This is a genomic window from Roseimaritima sediminicola, assembly GCF_009618275.1.
GTDB classification, from domain to species: Bacteria; Planctomycetota; Planctomycetia; order Pirellulales; family Pirellulaceae; genus Roseimaritima; species Roseimaritima sediminicola.
This window is the reverse complement of sequence record NZ_WIAD01000036.1, coordinates 38,998-59,280: the sequence shown is the minus strand read 5'-3', so window position 1 is coordinate 59,280 and position 20,283 is coordinate 38,998. Positions and strand designations below refer to the sequence as shown.

The 20,283-nt window shown below is 63.8% G+C and carries 13 protein-coding genes, 1 pseudogene and 1 riboswitch; of the genes and pseudogenes, 7 read left to right on the top strand and 7 right to left on the bottom strand.

The features are described 5' to 3' along the window. Positions 1–97: 97 nt before the first annotated feature. The 3 genes from GE027_RS16295 to GE027_RS16285 form a co-directional block, all read right to left on the bottom strand. The gene (locus tag GE027_RS16295; RefSeq protein ID WP_162006768.1) at positions 98–1,681 is read right to left on the bottom strand and encodes a kelch repeat-containing protein; all 1,584 of its coding nucleotides are present in this window, start codon (positions 1,679–1,681) and stop codon (positions 98–100) included. 85 nt (positions 1,682–1,766) lie between these two features. After that, the gene (locus GE027_RS16290; protein WP_153558276.1) at positions 1,767–2,210 is read right to left on the bottom strand and encodes a carboxypeptidase regulatory-like domain-containing protein; all 444 of its coding nucleotides are present in this window, start codon (positions 2,208–2,210) and stop codon (positions 1,767–1,769) included. Continuing rightward, on the bottom strand, positions 2,210–3,202 hold the full coding sequence (locus GE027_RS16285) for a DUF1559 family PulG-like putative transporter (RefSeq protein ID WP_153558275.1): 993 nt from the start codon (positions 3,200–3,202) through the stop codon (positions 2,210–2,212). Before GE027_RS16285 ends, GE027_RS16290 begins: the two co-directional genes overlap by 1 nt. Positions 3,203–3,526: 324 nt before the next feature. Here GE027_RS16285 and GE027_RS16280 point away from each other — a divergent pair, with 324 nt between their 5' ends. Further along, positions 3,527–3,727 (top strand): hemin uptake protein HemP, encoded by a 201-nt coding sequence (locus GE027_RS16280; protein ID WP_153558274.1) that lies wholly within the window; start codon positions 3,527–3,529, stop codon positions 3,725–3,727. A gap of 227 nt (positions 3,728–3,954) precedes the next feature. Here the strand turns inward: GE027_RS16280 and GE027_RS16275 are convergent, their stop codons facing one another. Further along, positions 3,955–4,929, bottom strand: coding sequence for a GNAT family N-acetyltransferase (locus tag GE027_RS16275; RefSeq protein WP_153558273.1), 975 nt, complete (start codon positions 4,927–4,929; stop codon positions 3,955–3,957). Positions 4,930–5,037: 108 nt separating this feature from the next. On the opposite strand from GE027_RS16275, the gene GE027_RS16270 reads away from it, so the two are divergent. Further along, the gene (locus tag GE027_RS16270) at positions 5,038–6,084 is read left to right on the top strand and encodes a PDZ domain-containing protein (protein WP_153558272.1); all 1,047 of its coding nucleotides are present in this window, start codon (positions 5,038–5,040) and stop codon (positions 6,082–6,084) included. A gap of 101 nt (positions 6,085–6,185) precedes the next feature. Here GE027_RS16270 and GE027_RS16265 read toward each other — a convergent pair whose 3' ends face one another. Beyond that, positions 6,186–6,833 carry an RNA polymerase sigma factor gene (locus tag GE027_RS16265; RefSeq protein WP_153558271.1) on the bottom strand — a complete coding sequence of 216 codons (648 nt, stop codon included), beginning with the start codon at positions 6,831–6,833 and terminating at the stop codon, positions 6,186–6,188. Positions 6,834–6,928: 95 nt separating this feature from the next. Between GE027_RS16265 and GE027_RS16260 the strand changes: the two genes are divergently transcribed. The 5 genes and pseudogenes from GE027_RS16260 to GE027_RS16245 all read left to right on the top strand — a co-directional run bounded on the left by GE027_RS16260 (position 6,929) and on the right by GE027_RS16245 (position 18,540). Continuing rightward, positions 6,929–7,753: a purine-nucleoside phosphorylase gene (locus GE027_RS16260; RefSeq protein WP_162006767.1), complete on the top strand. Its 825-nt coding sequence runs from the start codon at positions 6,929–6,931 to the stop codon at positions 7,751–7,753. Beyond that, positions 7,754–9,607: an FMN-binding protein gene (locus tag GE027_RS16255; protein WP_153558269.1), complete on the top strand. Its 1,854-nt coding sequence runs from the start codon at positions 7,754–7,756 to the stop codon at positions 9,605–9,607. A gap of 1,472 nt (positions 9,608–11,079) precedes the next feature. Then, positions 11,080–11,325, top strand: a riboswitch (cobalamin riboswitch). A gap of 213 nt (positions 11,326–11,538) precedes the next feature. Then, positions 11,539–11,769: pseudogene (locus GE027_RS23770) on the top strand (DUF1289 domain-containing protein); the annotation flags it as partial. Then, positions 11,758–12,573, top strand: a complete 816-nt coding sequence (locus GE027_RS16250) for a DUF1559 family PulG-like putative transporter (protein ID WP_153558280.1) — start codon at positions 11,758–11,760, stop codon at positions 12,571–12,573. The pseudogene GE027_RS23770 and the gene GE027_RS16250, both read left to right, overlap by 12 nt. Before the next feature lie 12 nt (positions 12,574–12,585). Then, positions 12,586–18,540: a DUF4465 domain-containing protein gene (locus GE027_RS16245; RefSeq protein WP_153558268.1), complete on the top strand. Its 5,955-nt coding sequence runs from the start codon at positions 12,586–12,588 to the stop codon at positions 18,538–18,540. Between the two features lie 258 nt (positions 18,541–18,798). Here the strand turns inward: GE027_RS16245 and GE027_RS16240 are convergent, their stop codons facing one another. Both GE027_RS16240 and GE027_RS16235 read right to left on the bottom strand, forming a co-directional pair. Beyond that, positions 18,799–19,095 (bottom strand): hypothetical protein, encoded by a 297-nt coding sequence (locus GE027_RS16240; protein ID WP_153558267.1) that lies wholly within the window; start codon positions 19,093–19,095, stop codon positions 18,799–18,801. A 28-nt stretch (positions 19,096–19,123) separates the two neighbouring features. Beyond that, on the bottom strand, positions 19,124–20,167 hold the full coding sequence (locus tag GE027_RS16235) for a Gfo/Idh/MocA family protein (protein WP_153558266.1): 1,044 nt from the start codon (positions 20,165–20,167) through the stop codon (positions 19,124–19,126). Positions 20,168–20,283 lie beyond the last annotated feature (116 nt).

Genomic DNA, 20,283 nt, shown 5'->3' with positions numbered 1-20,283 from the left:
AGCCTGTGAACCAGTGGCATAGGCTTCCAGCCTGTGAACCAGTGGCATAGGCTTCCAGCCTGTGGAAAACCGTACTCGTACGAGGCAACAGCCGCGGTTAATCTTCCACGACCACCTTTTCGATCTCGGTGAACCGGCCGATGCTCATATTGGCTCCGCCGACCATCAACATCGTTTGTTCGTCGGCGGGCAACATGCAGTGAAAGAATCGCCCGGGATAGTAGGTTCCGACCACTTCCCAGCGACCGGCCTGTTCGTCCAAACGCTGCACGGTGCCTTCGACCGTGCTGACGTACAACCGGCCACCGAGCGACTGCGCCCAGCAGCCGAACCCGGCCATCGATTCACCCACCAGATCCGGGCCCTGTTGCCAGCTGTCGGTCTTCGGGTCGTAGATGTCGGTGCGGGTGCTGACGCCGCCTTCCTGCTGCATGCCTCCGACGGCGTACACCTTGCCGTTGTGCGCGGCGACCGATAACGCGCGGCGGACAAACGGCGGTTTGGCCAATGGTTCCCACGTCAACTTGTCTTCGCCGAGGTCCGCCGACCACGCGGTGGTGTGCCACTGGGTTTCTTGATCGCCGGCCATGTTCCAGCCGCCCACGACGTAGAGGCGGTCGCCCAGAACCGTGGCATTGAACGACGAACGCGGCTCGGGCAGGGGCGTCAGATCGGTCCAGCGATTTACCGCGGCGTCGAAACGGCTGACCGTGGCTTGGGAGTGCAAGTCGTGCTCGTCCCCTTCGGCGTTCTTGGCGGTAAAGCCGCCCAGACGCACCAGATTGTCGCCGTGGGCGACCATCGCCAAGCCCTGCAGGCGGGGCCCATTGGCCAGCTCTCGCCACTGGGCGTCGCCGCCTTGAGCCAGATCGAGGGCCCAGAGGGCGTCGGACTGCTCAGCCGTCGAATAGGAGTGAGCCTCGCCGATGTGACCGCCGTACAGGTACAGGTGGTCGCCGGCGATCGCGCCGCCAAAGCTGGTCAGCTCGGTGGGCAAGTCGGGCAGGTCCGAACGGCCGACGCGGACGGCCGCGGGCCAGTTGAAGGTAACGCTCAAGTAGTGCGAAGCCGAATCGAAGGCTTCGCCTTGATAATCGCCCCGGCTGTCGGCATCGGTGAATCCGACCAGCAGGGCATGCTGGCCATCGACCAGCTTCTCCAGCGGCAGCGCCGCAGCACCCTGTTTGTCGGTCTTGACCTCGGCCAGCGTTTCTCCGGCACGATCGAACAACTGCACTTTGGCATCGACCAAAGGACCGTCCTGCCAAGCGACGTGCACGGTCAACGCTTCGTCGCCGGGCTTCAGCGTCGCCCGCAGCGGCAGCGAATCGGCCGGCTCGGGCCATGCGGCGGGCCGCTCGCCGGTGAAGTGCTGGGCATAGTAAACCAACTTGGATCCGTGGTAGACGCCGTAGGGCTTGCTGCCCACCAGCAGGCTGCCCGGAGCCACACTCTGGCCCGCACGCAGGCCCACCAGATGCTCCTCGTCGACCGCCTGCCACTGGATCTCGCCAGGGGATTCTTCGCCACCCTGGACTTGGACCGGGAACGTCTTCAGCGACTCCGGCAAATGATAGGTGCGATCACTTAAGCCCTCTCCAAAGAACAGCACCGGTTGCTGCTGGTCATCGGTCACCAGGAAAGGAAAGTGGGCGAGAGCCGAGTGCGATGCGGAAATCACGGCTACCAGAAAAAGGGAAGACAGAAAAAAGGTTCGTCGTATTTTTAACATTTTTTATTTCATGGTGAGGAAGGGAAATCGGAACTCATCGGGAACGAAGGCGAAACTCGAATCGATTATCGCCCTGTTCTGTCACGGTTGCATGAACGCGACCGGGTTTTTGGTAGGCCAGCGGGACCGCGCGAACGCCCAACGGATCGCGGCTACCTTGCTTCATCGCCGCAACCGCTTCGGCAAGCTCCGGCTCCGCAGTCGTAAATACGACATCGTGCTCGCCGACGCTCGGTCCGCTTTCGACCGGCAACTGGAACCGCCCCTGGTCGACCGCCGCGGCCGCTCCGCGACCGTGTTGCTGGGGCACAAAGCGAACCAGGACCCCGTCGAGCGGCCGCCCGTCCAAGGTGACTTCGCCCTCGACGGCCGCCCGCACCACGGGCGGTTCGCCTCCGCAACCGGTCAGCATGAGACCGGCCAAGATGGCCCCGGAGACCCACCGGACGCGATGCGCCGGACGGCTAGCGACACGCATCACCGGCCTCCTACGACTTCGCCACCGCTGCGCGTTGCGAGCGCATGGAGCAGGTCGCGGTCGAGCGTGTCGGCCGAAAAACGGACACCGCCGTCGCCGTACAAGAACTGAACGCCGCCCGGATGCATGCTCTGAAAGCCGCCGTTGTTGGCCGCGTTGTGAACATTCAAATCCTTCAACGTCGTGCCCAGCGAGACGACCGGATAACCGACCACCCAGCGAGCCGTGCCCCATTTCACTTGCCCCGCATCCGCCGCGGGCGGCCGCCACAAGTAATCGGCCATGTCGTAAGTCGTTTCACCAAAGGCCAGCGTGTTGCTGGTGCCGTCGAGCAGGTCGGCGAAGCGGACCGCGGGGTTGCGAAAACCGTAAGCGGTCCAGTTCAAGCCGAACATGCCATCGGCCTGCGGCATGTAAGAAGCCGTGCCCTCACAAGCCAAGTAACTGCTCGGGCCGCCCGTCTCGCCGTTGCGGGTATCCGGCACGTCGCGAGGCAACGTCATCGACGGACACAAGTAGGTGGGAATGGTTTGGGCGCCCACCTGTTGGTTGTAGGGCGCGCTATAGGACTGCGCAAAGTCGAAGTGCTGGAAGGTGTTGCCCTGCTCTAAAAACGGCAGCACGCCGGTCAGCGGGCCGATCATATTGCTCTGCTGCGAACCTTCGGGAAAACAACCGTGGGTGTCGTGATAGTTATGCAGCGCCAAACCGATCTGTTTGAGATTGTTGCTGCACTGCATCCGCCGCGCCGCCTCGCGAGCCGCCTGCACCGCCGGCAGCAACAACGCCACCAACATGCCGATGATCGCGATCACGACCAACAACTCAACCAAGGTAAACCCCGCGCCGGCAGCCCGCCGCCGGCTTCGAGCCCTCGGTTCTGCTGGACGCGATGGTTGGGGACGAGATGCTTGGGGAGACGGCAGAGGGGTCCCAAGAGGTAGGGCCGAGGACGACGCGCACAGAGCGCGCGAGGGTTGAGACGGATCCATGAATTGGATACTCCAGCAAACGGGGCACACGGGCAAAAAGCATCCGTCGCGATACCGCTGGGCAGGATCCTTGGGCCGAACCACCGCAACGCAGCGGCGGCGGGAGCATCGGCCGCGAGGGTCGCGGACAGCGGGTCGGGCGGAAACGGTTCGAGCGTGGCTGGCTGGTCGCGGTCAAGAACCGCCGACCTGGCTTGCTGCGTCGTCGAGATACCGAAACGCACTGATATTGCGAATCAGTCTCAATAAGTATTGCGAGACGGCGGCCGCTTGGCAAGAATGGTTCGAAAGAAAAGTTCCTTCGACCTCCCACGCAGCCCTTCCATGACCGATTCTCAACCGCCTCGCAGCGTCCCGGCCGCCGCCAACGCCGCCGCCACCGAAGCGTGGCGCACGCACGTGGGTTCGAAGATTGTCCGTTTCCAGGACCTGGCCCACTGCGGCGAAGAAATCTGGATCGAGCACGAGGGGCAACTGTACCGCCTCCGCAAAACGCGCCAGGGAAAATTAATCCTGACTAAATAGGTAGCCGAAGTCGCCAGACTTTGGACGCAGAGGCGAGCGGCGTCGTATCGAGCACCGGCACGGTTTTCACAGGCTGGAAGCCTATGCCACAGAGTAGCTCGGCTGTCTCAGCCGAGAACAAACGCGCTCACAGGCTGGAAGCCTATGCCACAGAGTAGCTCGGCTGTCTCAGCCGAGAACAAACGCGCTCACAGGCTGGAAGCCTATGCCACTGGTTTCCTATGCCACTAGGGGACGCGGCCCCAGACGGCTTCGCTGGCGATGGTCTGGAAGCCGGCTTGGTGATAAACGTGCCGCGCCGGGGTGTTGGCTTGATCGACCGCCAACATCAGCTCCTCGCACCGCAAACGGCGGGCGATCCGAAACGCTTCGTCGATCAGCTGCCGGCCCCAGCCGCGTCCCCGCTGCCCCGGCACCACGCCCATATAGGTCAGCTCCAGCGTCCGGGCCTCGACGTAGGGCGTCGTGATCACGCAGGCCACGTCCTGTTGTTGCCACTGCAGAATCGACCAACCCGACGGGTCGAAGGCCGGAGATTCCAGGTACGCCGCCACAATATCGCTGGGCGTCCGGTAGCGATTCAGCGCCGGGCAGTCCTGGGTCCCGACGAACGTTTCGGTGACGATCTTCGTCATCCGCCGCTGCTGGTCCGCTTGCCGAGGATCGATCGGACAGACCACCAAACGATCTTCTGCCGGTGATGGTGCATCCGGCGTCTGCCGTGATTCACCCGCCAGCGTTGCCTCGGCGACCGGCTCGGCTGGCATCCGCGCAGAAAGATAATCCAACCGGGCGATGGCTTCGTAGCCTGCCGCTGCGAATGGCGGCGTTTCCCCATCGACGTCCCAACAGGCCTGCACAAACCGAATGCCCGCCTCCGCGATCTGTTGATGCAGGCCCTCCAGACAGGCCACCAGGGCCTTCGTCCCGGGCTGCGAAGTCTCCTGATCACAGCCCACCAACATGGCGGCGTCGGCGGCGATGCGAGTGGCCACCGCCGCGGCCACGGTTCGGCTCGCCGCCTGAACGTGGCTGATAAAAACGTCTTCCGCTCCGCGGTTCTTCAAGGCATCGGACAACTGTGCCATCGCCAGGTGCTGGCGTCCGATCGACATCGAGGCCATCGCGAACTGGGCAAGCTGGGGCAGATCGGCCAGTTGGCCAGGCAGGGCAGGGGACAGCGAGGACGAAGATTCGGGCATCGGATCGGACGAAGGCGACAGGAGATGTGTATTCGTAGCGGGGTCTCGCAGTAGAATTTCTGACAGTCAATGATCTGAAAGTCTACGGCAAAACGTAAAGGAATAGCGATGCGTTGGATTCTGATCCCGATGATGCTGCTCAGCTGCGGTGTGGTTTCTGCCCAGGGGGTGCTGGAGAGGCTGCGAGATCGCTTGCAAAACGCGCCGCTGTTGGATCCGGTTGCGCCGCCGCCGGCGGTTCGTCCGGAACTGGGACCGCCGCGCCCGCTGCTGGGTTTTCAAGCCGAAGAGCGGACCGAGGACGGCGTCCGCAGCGTGCATGTGGACCGGGTACAACCCGAAACGGCGGCGGCCCAAGCGGGTCTCGAGCCCGGTGACCAGATTGTCCAGCTGGGCGAGCAACCGATTTCCAGCATCGAAGACCTGACCGCCTTCATGGCCCAGCGCCGCGTCGGCGAGGAAGTGGAGATCAAGGTCCTCCGCGATGGCCAACCGGTGGTCGCCACGGCGACGCTGCAGGCCGATCCCCGCGTGCTGGCTCGGCCTACCCTGCCGCAGGGCGGACCGCTGCCCGGCCCCCGTCCCGATCGCGACTCGGCAGACGTCCCGCAACCGGCCATCCCCCTGGCCCAACATGGCCGCTTGGGCGTGGTCGTCGAAAACGTCCGCCCCAGCGAGGACGCGGCGGCGTCGCACGTCCGCATCAGCACCGTGGTTCCCGGTTCCGCAGCCGCCGCGGCAGGCCTGCTTCCCGGAGACCAGATCCGGCAGATCGATGGCGTGGCGGTCGACGGAGCCATCGATGTCGCTCGGCGGATGCGGGCCACCCAGCCCGGCCAGCAAGTGACGATCGAGTTCCAGCGCGACGGCGAGGTCTCGCAAACCACCGCAACGTTGACCGCCATGGCTCCCGTGCTCGGCGACCCCACTCCGGCAGACTCGATGCCGGTAGGCCCTCCGTCGATCGCGGCCCCGGCCGATTTGCCGCAGCCGCAGGATCCCGGCGACGCGGCTTCCACAGATCCCGCCGAGGCGGGCGAAACCGCGACCGGGGAGACGGCGGAACTGCGGCGACTGCTGCGGGAGCTGCGCGAGGAGGTCGGGCGGCTGCGCGACCGCGTCGAGCAACTGGAATCTTCGCAAGACGATTCGTAGCGGGGCGTCCGCGTTCGATGACGGGCAAGCCGATCTCGCCAACGTTTGGATCGACGCGGCGAGGAAGTCCAAAGTCTGGCGACTTCAGCTACGGACGAGTCTCAGGCATCCAGCTCGGGAAACACTTCCGGGCTGAGGTCCTGGCGGCGGATGATGGCTTTCAGGCGGATTTGAAAGTCGCTTTTGTAGTTGGCCACCTGCTGTTCGCTCAGGCCCAGTTCGTCGGCGGCCTGCTTGTTGCCGACGCCGCGGACGAACAGCAGTTCCAGACACATTAATTTGGTCCAGTCACCGCGTTGTTTCCAGCGCTCGATCTGCTGCTCGATGGCTTGCTCGACGGCTTGCTCTTCCAAGCGTTTGCGTTCGACGCTGCGGGCGATACTGCTGGCCGGTCGTGCCGAACCGGGCAACTGCCACGCCGCCGACTCGTCGCCTCGTCGACCGGGGCCATCGAGCCGCAGCGTGGGGCGGCGTCCTTCGCGACGCAGGTAATCGGTTAACTTGTAGGCACAGATCGAAAACAGATAACTTTCCAGCGGCCGCGCTCCGTCGTAGTTGGGCAGGCTGGTTAGAAAGCCGACGAACGCCTCCTGGACAATGTCTTCGCTGGCCGCCCGATTTCCTACGCGGCTCTCCGCAAAGGCCAACAAACGACCTTCATAGCGGCCGATCAGATCCTCCCACGCGCGGGTGTCTCCAGCGCGGATCCGGCGGACGACTTCGGCGTCGGGCGACAAGGGTTGGTTCATAGCTTAACGGGCCTTTTCGTTGTGCCGGCGAGGCGCTATTTTACGAGCGATCTTATCATCGGTGATCCTCTCGGAAACAGAAAGCCGCCTGAGTGTTGAATTTGGACAGTACCCTTTCGGTCATTACCGCTCGAACCGACCTGCGGCCACGCTTTGGCATCGTGCTGGGCAGTGGCCTGGGAGGATTGGCCGACGCGATTTGTTCGCCGGTGGTAATCCCGTTTTCCGACCTGCCCGGATTCGGCACCAGCACCGCCGGCGGTCACCGCAGCCAACTGGTGCTGGGCTATCTGGCCGATACGCCGGTCGTGGCCCTGGCCGGCCGCCTGCATCGCTATGGGGGCTGGAGCACCGATCAAGTGACGTTGCCCGTGCGAGTCATGCAGGCGCTGGGTGCAGAAAAATTAATTGTCAGTAACGCGGCCGGTGGCGTGAATCCCAAACTGTGCGTGGGCGACATCGTGGTGATCCACGACCATGTCGATTGGATGTACGGCCTTCCGACGGCTCGCTTCGGCTGCGCTTCACCGGACTGGGATCTGGATACGGTCTCCCGCTGCGAGGCGGTCTATGACAGTCGCTTGTCGGCCCATGCGTTCGGTGCCGGGCGCCGCGGCGGTTTTGCCGTCCATCCGGGCACCTACCTGGGCACCCTGGGGCCGAACTACGAAACCCGCGCCGAGTACCGGATGATGCGCCGACTGGGCGCCGACGTGGTGGGGATGAGCACGGTGCCGGAAGTGATGACCGCGGCACGACTGGGCATGCGCGTGTTGGCCTTGTCGATGGTCAGCAACGTGGCCTGTCCCGATGTGCGGCACGTGGCTAGTCACGACGAAGTGCTGGCGGCGGGACGCAATGCCGAGCCACGGATGGGGCAAATCGTGCAGACCGTCATTGCCGCCGAACAGGACGGATAGATGACCACCTCCGCTGGTTCCTTGCCGGTCGTCGCTTCGCCACCGCCGCCGGTGTGGCGCAGCCGAGCGGTTCATCTGGGCCGCTGGCTGATCATCGGATTGTTGGTCGTCGCCCTGCGGGTCGCCAACCTCCAGCGTCAGGAGTCCGCTTCGTCGGCCCGGCCAGTCCCCGAGTTGGACGCCGAGCGGTTGGTCCAGTGGTTCGGCCCCACGGCAGCCGAACAGCCCTTGGACGACGATGGTCGACAGCGGTTGGTTCGTTCGGCCGAGGGCGACGTCTTGGGCCGGCTGATCGCGACGTTGCCCGAGGCCGCCCAGGTCACCGGATACAAAGGCCCCAGCGACGTGCTGATCGGGCTGGACGCCCGGCGCCGAATCGTCGGCACACATCTGCTGCACAGCCAGGACACCATCGATCACGTGCAAGCGATCCGCGACCAGCCCGCGTTTCTCGAGCAGTTTGTCGGCCGCCAAGAGAGCGCCGTGACGGACGACGTCGACGTGGTATCCGGAGCGACCCTGACCAGTTTGGCGATCCGCGATGCGATCGCGCTGCGACTCGGGGCGACGCTGCCGATGTCGACGCGTTTTCCCGAGCCGCTGCAACTCGGCGAAGCTCGGCGGTGGTTTCCAGCGGCGACCCGTTTAACGCCTGCTGGCTCGGGCGTGGCCACCGTGCACGGCCGCGATGGATTATCACTGGGAACCATCGCTCGCACCGGAGTTCTGGAAGAACACATCAACGGCTACCAGGGTCCCACCGAACTGTTGCTGGCCTTTGATCCTCAGCCGCCCCAGCCGCCATCAGCCGATGCGGCCGCTGTCGCCCCACCGGCGGAGGAACCGGCTGCAGCGGATGCGCCCGGGCCGGCGTCCACCGGTCCCTGGCTGCGCGCGGTGGCGGTGCGGAAGAGTTACGACAACCAGCCGTATGCCTCCTACATCGACGACGAACCCTGGTACTGGGATCCGTTTCTCGGTCGCGACTGGTCTCAGTTGGCCGCGGCCGATCTGGAAGCGTTGCGGATCGAAGGCGTGTCCGGGGCCACAATGACCAGCGTGGCGGCGGCGGAAACGCTGGTCGCGGCGGCCGGTGAACATCAGGCGAATCTGGCGGCCGAACAAGCCGCCGCGCCGACCGGCTGGTGGGCTGCTTGGCGCCGCGTTCGCTGGTCCGCCAACAGCGTGGCCACGGTGGCCATCTTGGCCGGATCGATGTTGTTGATGTGGACGCCGCTGCGCCGCTGGCGACGACTGCGTTTCGCTTGGCAGTGGGTCCTGATCCTGGGCCTGGGACTGTTGACCGGTAACCTGCTGTCGCTGGCCCTGATGATCGGCTGGGCCGGCAGCGGAGTGGCGTGGTTTTTGGCGCCGGGCCTGGCGGCCGTGTTGGTCGTGGCATTGGGCTTCGCCGCCACCAGCAAGTCGCCGTATTACTGCGCGCAGGTTTGTCCCCACGGGGCCCTCCAGCAACAGTTGCGGGGCTGGCTGCCCCGCCGCTTCCGCTGGCACCCTTCGCCGCGAACCACCACGGTGCTGCTGCAGATCCCGCTGGTGCTGTTGGTGGCCGGATACTTGGTCGTCTTTTTTGGGCTGCCCTACGACCTCTCGCGTTGGGAACCCTTCGATGCCTACCTGTGGTGGACCGGCGCCGGCGGCAGCGTGCTGTTGGCGATTGGCTCGCTGGTCCTGGCGACCGCCCATCCGATGGGCTACTGCCGCTTCGGCTGTCCCACCGGCCGATTATTAGGGCACCTGCGGCGACACCGCCGCTCCGGCAGATGGACCGCCGCCGACACCGTCGCCGCCGCGCTATGCGCCGCGGTCTGGATCGTCCTAGCGACGAACGCGTAAAAGGGGCCAGCTGACGGCGCGCTTTCGCGGGTTTCCCAGCCACGGCTAGACGACTCCGCGAAACGAATCGCAACCATCAACGGTGCGGAAACGCGAACCGCCCGAGGATCGTCCATCACCGCGAGACCCGACAAAGCGTGCGTACGGCTCGGGATGCTATCGGCCAACACCAACCCGCAGGGCGACACAGCCGCACGCGTCCCTGTCGACCCTCCGGGGCTTTCATTTGTTTGGGTGACACGGACCGGCGGTTGACACCGCCGGCAAGGGCTGTGTCGCCCTTCGGGCTGGTTCTGCGGTCGGGCGGAATGATTGCGGCATGGATTGTTTGGAGGCCGCTGCCGGTCTAACTCTTGGTGTCCGAGCGGACACCCCGCACGCGGGCTCTCAGCCCGAAGGGCGGCACAGCCCCTGCCGGGGCCGGTGAGTCCCCGGATACGCGCACCTTAAACATACTTAGCCCGAAGGGCGGCACAGGTGCAGGCTCCCCTGTCGCCCCTCCGGGGCTTTCATTTGTTTGGGTGACACGGACCGGCGGTTGACACCGCCGGCAGGGGCTGTGTCGCCCTCCGGGCTGGTCCGGCGGTCGAGCGGAATCATTGCGGCATGGATTGTTTGCGTGCCGCTGCGTGTCTAACTCTTGGTGTCCGAGCGGACAACCCGCACGCGGGCTCTCAGCCCGAAGGGCGGCACAGCCCCTGCCGGGGACGTGAGTCCCCGGATACGCGCCCCTTGAACATGCTTAGCCCGAAGGGCGGCACAGGTGCAGGCCGGCTGTGTCGAACCTCCGGCGATTTTATTTGCTTGGGGAACGCGTCCCTGTCGCCCCTCCAGGGCTTTTATTTGTTTGGGTGACACGGACCGGCGGTTGACACCGCCGGCAAGGGCTGTGTCGCCCTCCGGGCTGGTTCTGCGGTCGGGCGGAATGATTGCGGCATGGATAGTTTGGAGGCCGCCGCCGGTCTAACTCTTGGTGTCCGAGCGGACACCCCGCACGCGGGCTCTTAGCCCGAAGGGCGGCACAGCCCCTGCCGGGGACGTGAGTCCCCGGATACGCGCACCTTAAACATACTTAGCCCGAAGGGCGGCACAGGTGCAGGCCGGCTGTGTCGAACCTCCGGCGATTTTATTTGCTTGGGGGACGCGGGCCGGCGACCCTCCGGGGCTTTTATTTGTTTGGGTGACACGTACCGGCGGCTGACACCGCCGGCAGGGGCTCTGTCGCCCTGCGGGCTGGTCCTGCGGTCGGGCGAAATGATTGCGGCATGGATTGTTTGCGTGCCGCTGCCGGTCTAACTCATGGTGTCCGAGCGGACACCCCGCACGCGGGCTCTTAGCCCGAAGGGCGGCACAGCCCCTGCCGGGGACGTGAGTCCTCGGATACGCATCCAGCTCTGACACCTTCTCGTTCGGTCTCTGCCGCAGCCGACGCTCCGCAGCGGCTGCCAGTTGACGCCTTGCGTGCAGCGGTTACATTCTATCGCGTCCTCGGTGACTTTCTCGCTTGCTGGCGAAAAGGTGAACAGGGAACTCCGGTGAAATTCCGGGACGGTCCGGCCGCTGTGTGCCACAGGCAATCCCAAGCGATTGCAACCGTCGCTCCATTCTGGTGAATGCGCCATTGTCCGAACGCGCTCCTGAAGAGTTCGCGGATGAGAAGGCTGTGAGCAACGGTAATTGTGGTGAGTCAGAAGACCTACTGAGGACAAGACGGCTCCGTGCCCTTCCGGATTGAGGGCAGTCGTTGCAGTCGCGAGGATCGTCTCCCGCAGTGTATCGGTGGGGATGTGTGCCGGTGGGGAACTGCTCCGCGCTACTGGACATTTGCTGGATCTGACCAAGTGCCCGTGCTTCGGTATTAACCCGAGCAATCGCTGTTGTTCGTTGGGTTTTTCCGCGAACACGCAGTTTGCGTTTGCTGGGGTTATCGCGTGAAGAAAGGGCTGCACGGTCCCGAGAAAAGATCTTCGAAAGTCGTGAATCCTACCCAAGGTTACTGCAAAACCGAGCGGCCGACGGTCGTGCCGGCCCCAGCGTCTCCGTGCACCGGAGTCTGCCGCCTTGATCGCGATAGTGTTTGCGTTGGATGTGGTCGCACGCGTGAGGAAATCGGCCAGTGGGGCCGGTCAGGTGCTGAGACGCGCCGCCAGATCGTGACTCGGGCGCGAACTCGGCTATCCACCGCCAGACGGCCGGCGAAGGCGTTCACCCTGGTCGAGTTGCTGGTGACGATCGGGATCATCGGCGTCCTGGTCGGTTTGCTGCTGCCGGCGGTTCAGGCGGTGCGCGAAGCGGCCCGCCGCATGCAGTGCCAGAACAACCTGCACCAAGTCGGCATCGCGCTGCACCACTATCACGACGTACACAGCACGCTGCCTGCCGGCGGAATCCAGCCGCGTCCGTTTTGGCCAGACGGCAAACAGCTCGCTTGGTCGGCGTTTCTGCTGCCGTATCTGGAACAGGAAACGGTGCATGAGGAGATCGACTTTAACTATGCCTTCGACCACCCGGTCAATGAGTCGATCGCCGCGACGCCGCTATCGGTCTACATGTGCCCGAGCACGCCGCGCAGCGAGCCGCTGAATCGCGGGCTGGGCGCGACGGACTATGGCGGGATCTACGGCGAACGGATCGTCAGTCGGAACGATCCGCCCAGCGGCGTGATGATCTACGACGAAGCAATGCGTTTTCGCGACATCACCGATGGCCTCTCCGGCACGTTGGCCGTTTCGGAAGACGCTGGCTTTCCCGACGGCCAGTGGATCAACGCGCGAAACCTTTTTGATCAAGGTTATCGAATCAACAAGGCCCCCGCCTTCGAAAACGACATCCGCAGCTTTCATCCCGCGGGCGCCGAAGGTTTGTTCGCCGATGGCTCGGCGAGGTTTCTCGACGAGAGCATGGACCTCCGCGTCCTGGCGGCGATATGCACCCGCAACGGCGGCGAAGTCGTCCCCAACTTTTGAGTAAAACTATCCATGAATATTCGCCAAAGAAGACAACGCAAGAATTCACGTCCGCTCCGCAGTTCCGCTGGTCGTCGCCGCCAATTGATGGCCCAGCAGCTGGAAGACCGGCGGTTGCTCGCCGCCGGCCCCTATTCGCCGGCGGCCGGTCAGCCGGACTCGACGGCCATCGCAATGGACGATCCGGCTCTGGTCGGCTGGGCCTCCGGCGTCGCGGATTACGCTCCTGGCGGGGAGGTCGATCTCCAGTGGCAAGACACCGACAAGGCGCTGGGGCCGGCCATCGGCAACAGCTTTGACATCACGTCTCTCGGCCGCGGCGGCCAGATCACATTGACCTTCGACGCCCCGATCTGGAATGGCATCGGGCCCGACTTTGCTGTCTTCGAGAACGGTATTAGCGATACTTTTCTCGAACTCGGTTTTGTCGAAGTCTCTTCCGATGGCACGAACTTCGTCCGGTTCCCCAACGATTCGTTGACCGCCGGTCCGGTGGGAGCCTTCGGAGCGGTCGATCCGACCAACCTCGACGGATTGGCCGGCAAATATCGTCAAGGATTCGGCACGCCGTTCGACTTGGAGCAACTGGTCGGCGTTAGCCCCGAGCTGAACACCGCGGCGATCACCCATGTCCGATTGATCGACGTGGTCGGAGACGGCACGGCGACCGACACCAGCGGCGATCCGATCTACGACCCCTATCCGACCGCCGGCAGCGCCGGATTGGATGTCGACGCGGTCGGCGTGCTGCACAAAATCGAATATGTCGAGTCGACCGTCGGATTCGAAGACGTCGGAGCCAACTTGTCACAGGAGTCGGCTTGGCAGGGACCAGATCCCCAGGGCGCAGAGGTCACCGGCCCCTATGGCGGCACGACGGTGCTGGGCGGTTTCGAAAGCGGTGGGCTTCGGTTCAATAACGCGCATTCGCTAGACTACGGTTCGTGGAATCAGTGGGCTTACTCCAATCAAACCGACACCACGACGGCCGGTTTCACGAACCAGAACAGCGTTTACGCCGGCCAGGGAGCTGAAGGATCGAGCACCTATGGCGTAGCCTTTGGCGATTCGCAAGGTATCTATGCTCCGCCCACGATTGAGCTGGCCGAAAACGATCCGCGGTCGTTTCACTCGCTGAGCGTGACCAACACGACCTACGCCGCCCTCTCCATGCTCCAGGGCGATTCGTTCGCCAAGAAGTTCGGCGGAGAAAGCGGCGACGACCCCGACTGGTTCTTGTTGACCATCGAGGGGTTCGACGCGGAGGATCAATCCGTCGGCACGGTCGATTTCTACCTCGCCGACTATCGCTTCGAGGACAACTCACTCGATTACATCGTCGATCAATGGACCGAGGTGGATGTCTCGTCGTTGAGCGAAGCGCGTGCGCTCGCGTTCACCGTGAGCTCGTCCGACGTTGGCCCTTGGGGCATGAACACGCCGGCCTATTTTGCGGCCGACCATATCGTGCTGCGGCAAGCGGTCGTTCCGCTCGACCTGGCCAGCGACGTGTTGTCCGAATCCGCGGGCGCATCCGCCACGACCGGTCGCGTCAGTCGCGTCAGCGATGACACCAGCGAACCGCTGGAGGTGACGCTCGCGGTGAGCGACGCCTCGCTGGCGGAGGTTCCCGCCTCGGTGATCATCCCCGCGGGTCTGACTTACGTCGACTTTTCGATCGACATCCTGGATGACGAACTGTTTGCCGGTGACCGCCAGTTCTTCCTGACCGCTTCGGCCGAAGGGTTGGTCGAGGCGGAGGCTGAGGTGACGGTCGTCGAGGACGAGGTGCGCGCTTTAACGGTTTCGCTTGCCGAGGCGGAAGTTTCCGAAGGGGCCGGCGCTGCGGCGACCACGCTGACCGTTTCTCGCAACGATGCCGACCTGTCATCGCCCCTGGTGGTCAACTTGGCCAGTGACGATCCCGAATCGGTGACGGTGCCCGAGTCGGTGACCATCCCGGCTGGTGCGGCGAGCGTGGAGGCGGCCGTGACGGTGATCGACGACGCGGTCACCGGTGGCAACCGATCGGTGACTTTGACCGCCGCCTCGAGCGATTATGCCGGCGCTGAAGCGGTGCTTCAGGTCATCGACGACGATGCCCCCCAACTGTCGCTTGCCCTCTCGGCCGCGAGCATCGGAGAAGCGGCCGGCGCCGCGGCGCTGACCGGCACGGTCCATCGCAATTCGGCGGATCTCAGTGAGCCGCTGGAGGTGACCCTGGCCAGCAGCGATACCAGTGAAACGACCGTGCCGGCCAGCGTCACGATCCCGGCGGGCGCCGCGTCGGCCGAGTTTCTGATCGACGCGGTCGACGACGACTGGGCCGATGGGACGCAGCGCGTTTTCATCGAGGCGACCAGTGAAGGGTTCGCTCCGGCCACCGCGGCTTTGGATGTGCTCGACAACGATCGCCCGCGCATCTCGATCACCGTCTCGACCGACTCCGTGTCAGAATCCTCGGCACCCCCGACGGCTTCGCTGGAACAGCTCGGCCGGCGTCTGGGGCCGGAGTCGTTCGATAACGGCAGCGGCGGCGAGGGTGGTTTTGTCTCCGCGGGGCTCGAATTCAACAACACTTACAACGAATCGTTCGGTGTTTGGGGCGGTTGGTCCTATTCGAATACCACCGACGTCACGACGCCCGGGTTCATCAACCAGTACAGCGCGGTTGCCGGCGGCGGCGCGGCCGGATCGGACACGTATGCGGTGGCCAGCGCTTTCGCCGGCTCATCCGCTCCGACGATTCTTCGCGATCCGTCCGAACAAGGCACCTTCCAGTCGCTGATGGTGACCAACACGACGTACGCGGCGCTTTCGATGCGCGATGGTGACCAGTTCGCTAAACAGTTTGGTGGTGAAAGCGGCGACGATCCCGATTGGTTCTTGCTGACGATCGAAGGATTCGACAGCCAGCAGCGGTCGGTGGGCACGGTCGATTTCTATCTTGCCGATTACCGCTTTGAGGAGAACAGCCTCGACTACATCGTCGACCAGTGGACCGTGGTGGATGTATCGAGCTTGAGCGATGCCACGGAGCTCGCGTTCTCGCTGAGTTCTTCCGATGTCGGGCAATTCGGCATGAACACGCCAGCTTACTTTGCGATCGATAATGTCGTGCTGGCCGAGGAAACAAGCGCGCCGACGGCAACGGTCTCCCGCAACACAGCTGATCTCAGCGAGCCGCTCGAGGTCACGCTGAGCAGTGATGATCAATCGGAGATCCTGGTTCCTCGCCGGGTGACGATTCCGGCCGGAGCCGCATCGGTCGACGTGCCGCTGACGGTGTACGACGACGGGTTGTTCGACGGCGATCAACGGGTATCGCTTCACGCTCAGGCCGACGGTTACGAGTCCGGCGAGACGGCGCTCACCGTCGTTGATGATGACTTGCTGGAGCTGACCATTTCGACTTCGCCCGGTTCGCTGTCCGAGAACGCCGCTCCGCCCACCGCTGGCTTGGAAGACATCGGCGGCCGGCTCGGTGGTGAATCGTCCTATCGCGGCAGCGACGGAGCCGGTGGTTTCATTTCGGGGCCTCTTGAGTTCAGCAATGGCTATGACCCGCAGTACGGTGTGTGGTCCGGTTGGGCGGTGTCGAACACGACCGACACGACCATGGCGGGCTTCGCAAACCAGTTCAGTGCGTATGCCGGTGGAGGTGCCTATAGTTCGTCCACCTACGCAGTCGCCAACGCGTATCCGGGCGGCGCAACTCCCACGGTCGAAATCACCGATTCCGTTTCCTCCGACGGCTTCGACTCGATTCATGTCACCAACACCACGTACGCCGCGCTCTCGATGCTTCATGGCGATTCATTCGCCAAGAAGTTTGGTGGGGAGAGCGGCAATGATCCCGATTGGTTCTTGTTGACGATCGAAGGTTTCGACGGCGAGGACCAGTCGGTGGGCACGGTCGACTTTTACCTCGCCGACTATCGGTTCGAGGACAATTCGCTGGACTACATCGTCGACGATTGGGTGAAGGTCGATCTGTCGGGCCTGGACGGAGCGCAGCGGCTCGGCTTCCAGCTCAGTTCGTCGGACGTTGGCGATTACGGGATGAACACCCCGGCTTACTTTGCGGCTGACCAAATCCAGCTCCGCAGCGAAAACGCCCCCGCCGGCCGCGGCGTCGTGTATCGCAATGCGGCCGACACGAGCGAGCCGCTGATGGTCAACCTGTCGAGCGATGACATGGGCGAGTTGGCGGTGCCTCAGACCGTGACCATTCCCGCCGGCCAGCGACGCGTCAGCTTTCCTCTGCGCGTGTTCAATGACCCGTTCGTCGATGGGGACCAAAGCGTCGGATTGACCGCGACGGCTTCTGGTTATGCCTCCGCCGAACAGAGCTTCACCGTCATCGATGACGACGAGCCCACGCTGTCGCTTTGGGCCAGTCGGCTGAGCGTCGGCGAAGGCGCCGGCGCCGCGGCGGTCGAGTTCACCGTGCACCGCAATGTCATCGACCTCAGCGAACCGCTGACGGTCGAATTGGCCAGCGGGGATACGGACGAATTGATCCTGCCCGCCAGCGTGACGATCCCCGCCGGGGCCACTTCCGTTACCTTCACCGCCGAGACGCTTGACGATGTGGTCGCGGACGGTCCGCAGTCGGTTGCGGTCTCCGCCTCGGCTGCGGATTACCACGCGGCGTCTTTGGAGGTCACGGTGGAAGACAATGATGTCGCCGGTCTGCAGGTCCGCGAAAGCGACGGAGCCACGGTCGTCAGCGAAGCGGAAGGACAAGACGCCTTTGAGGTGTCGCTGACCGCTCAGCCGATCGGCAGAGTCGTTGTCACGGCCACGCCATCGGTCGAAGGCGGCATTGCTGTTGGACCTTCGCGGTTGACCTTCACTCCTGAGAACTGGGACCAGCCTCAAACGATCACCGTTACCGGCATCCTCGATTTGGTGCTCGAGTCGGACCAGCAATTAGACGTGCAACTGAAGGTCGAGGAGGCGGCGTCCGACCCGGCGTTCGCCGAGCTGGCGCTCACTTCCGTGTCGGTCACGATCGAGGAGTACCATCCGCAGCGTTTGATATTGAGCCAAAGCGATGACTCACTCGTACTGATCGATTCCGAAACGGGAGTGGTTATCGCCCAAGCCGCCCAGCAGGACGGTCTCCATGTGACGGCGGATGATCGAGCGGATACGGTCACGGTGGAGCCGATGTCGGATGCCGCTGGCGAGATCCGCATTGAGACGGCCGGCGGTGATGACACCGTGAAAGTGAGGAGCGACCATTTCACCTGGCTCGATGGCGGCGAAGGCTACGACACGCTGGTGCTGAGGGGTGAAACGTCCGGCGACTTGGCCGCCTTGCTAGGGCAGCGCGTGACCGGGTTTGAGAAGGTTGTCCTGGCCGGGAACTCCGCTTCACCGCTGGTCGCCGACGCCGCGGCACTGCAAGCAGCTCTGGAACAGGAGGGCGACGTGCTGATCGAGGTGGCAAGCCAGGAGGCGGTGAGCTTGGAAGGCGACTGGGTTCTCGACGAGCCGCAGTTCGTCGACTCGCAATTCACTCAAGTGGTTCGCGCCGGTGGCGTCACCGTAAACGTCGTCAACGATGCTCCGTGGCAAAATGTTCTGCAGCCGGTGGACGTCAACGGCGACGGCCTTGTCACGCCACTCGACGCATTGATCGTAATCAACCGGCTCAACCGCATTGCGGAATCCGCATTGCCGGATCCCAGCCCCAGCGAGCCGTTTGGCGGCAATTACTATGACGTTTCCGGCGACCGCCACATTACCCCTCTGGATGCCTTGCGGGTGATCAACCACCTGAATCGAGCCAGCCGACAGCAGGCGGCGGCGGCGGGAGAAACGCTCAACCGGCACGGCATGTCGGGCGAATTCAATTCTGTCCCGTCCACCGCTGCGGTGTCCCCGGAGGTAGCGGTTCGTGACAAGGCGATCCGCGAGCTTTTCGGTGACGATTCCGACGCCGAGAACACTCTATAGCCGCCCGAGCGCCGGCACCTCCGGGGCTTACGAACTGGGCTATCGCCCAAACGGCTCACCTAAGCACGTCGGCATAAATCTTTCGGTGAAACCCCGCGACAACACCCTCCCGCGCAGCGGGAGGGTAAAGCCGAATGAAATGTTGCGACGTGCTTAGCAAATGCGTTTTCGACTAAATCGACAGCCGGTCCCGTCGCCGGCGGCGGGCTGTGTCGATTTGCGGGTTCGCCTATGGATTCCAAGCCTCGCGAGGTTCGGCTAGGGGCCGGAGAGGTCTTCATCGATGGCTGCTTCCCAGCCCAGGACACGGCAATCCTCGCGGCTGGCCCAGCGGCTGTGCGGTCCCCAGAGGGCGGCTTCGCAAATCGGACAGCGAGCGTTTTCGGCATCCGGATAGACGTGCTCGGTGGCCGTGTCGGGCTCCTGCCAGATGGCTTCGCACTCGTCGCAAACGACCAGTCCGTGTGGGGCATCGCTATGGATCCCGCACATCCGGATCCCACACAGCCCGTTGCCGCACAACGGACATTGGCTGACAGAATAGTGAGGCGTCATTTGGCGTGACCCGCTTCGAGGGAACCGCCTACTGGAGACGAACGATCTTGCCTTGCTGGGCCGATTCGTAGATCGCACAAATGATTTCGACGCTGCGGCGACCTTCGCGACCACAGACGGCCGGTTGGCGATCTTCGCGGATAGCTTCGACGAAATCGTTGAACAGACAGGTGTGGCCGTGGTGGCCGATTGCCGCCGGGTCCGACGCTCCGCCACCGGTTTCGGTCTTGCCGGCCAAGGCCGCTTTCAAGGCTTCGTCCTCGGCCGTGGGTTCGGCAAAGTCCCAGTCCCGGATGTCTTCTTCTTCCAGGACGGCCGAGCCCTTGCTGCCGGAGACCTCGATGCGTTTGAGCGCACCGGGGTAAGAGGCCGTGGTGGCTTCGATCACGCCCAGGGCTCCGTTGGCAAACCGCAGATTCGCCACGGCCACGTCTTCGACCTCGATCCGCTCGTGGGCCAGCGTACTGGTAAACGCGCTGATTTCGGCAACCGGGCCCATCACCCAGGAGAGCAGGTCGACGGTATGAATGGCCTGGTTCATCAGGGCTCCGCCGCCATCCAGCTTCCACGTGCCGCGCCACGCGCCGCTGTCGTAGTATTCCTGGCTGCGATACCATTTGACGTAGGCATCGCCCAGCGTCACGGTTCCGAAGCGGCCCTCTTCGACCGCTCGCTTCATGGCTCGGGACGATTCGTGAAAGCGGCTTTGGAAGGCGACGCCCAGCTTCACGCCGGCTTTTTCGCAGGCCTCGATCAACTGATTGCAGCGTTCGACCGTGATCTCCAGCGGCTTTTCCACAAACACGTGCTTGCCGGCCGCGGCGGCGGCCAATCCCGGATCCAGATGGTTGCCGCTGGGCGTGCAGATGGCCACCGCATCGATCCCCGGGGCGGCCAGCATCTCTTCCAAGCTGTCGAACGCCTGTCCGCCGTGCTCGGCAGCGAACTTTTCGGCACTTTCCCGGCGGTTGCTGGTGCAGCCGAGCAGCTGGGCACCCGTGGCATCGGCCAGAGCGCGTGCGTGAAAGTTGGCGATCATGCCACATCCGACAATCCCAAAACCGACACTCATCTTGATCTCACTGTTGTTGTTGGGGAGACGATTCAGCGGTCAATATAGAAAGTAAGCGATCGGGTTTGTAGGCGGAGAGGCAACGAGGGTGAGGGGGGGGGGTGAGGAGAGCCGGA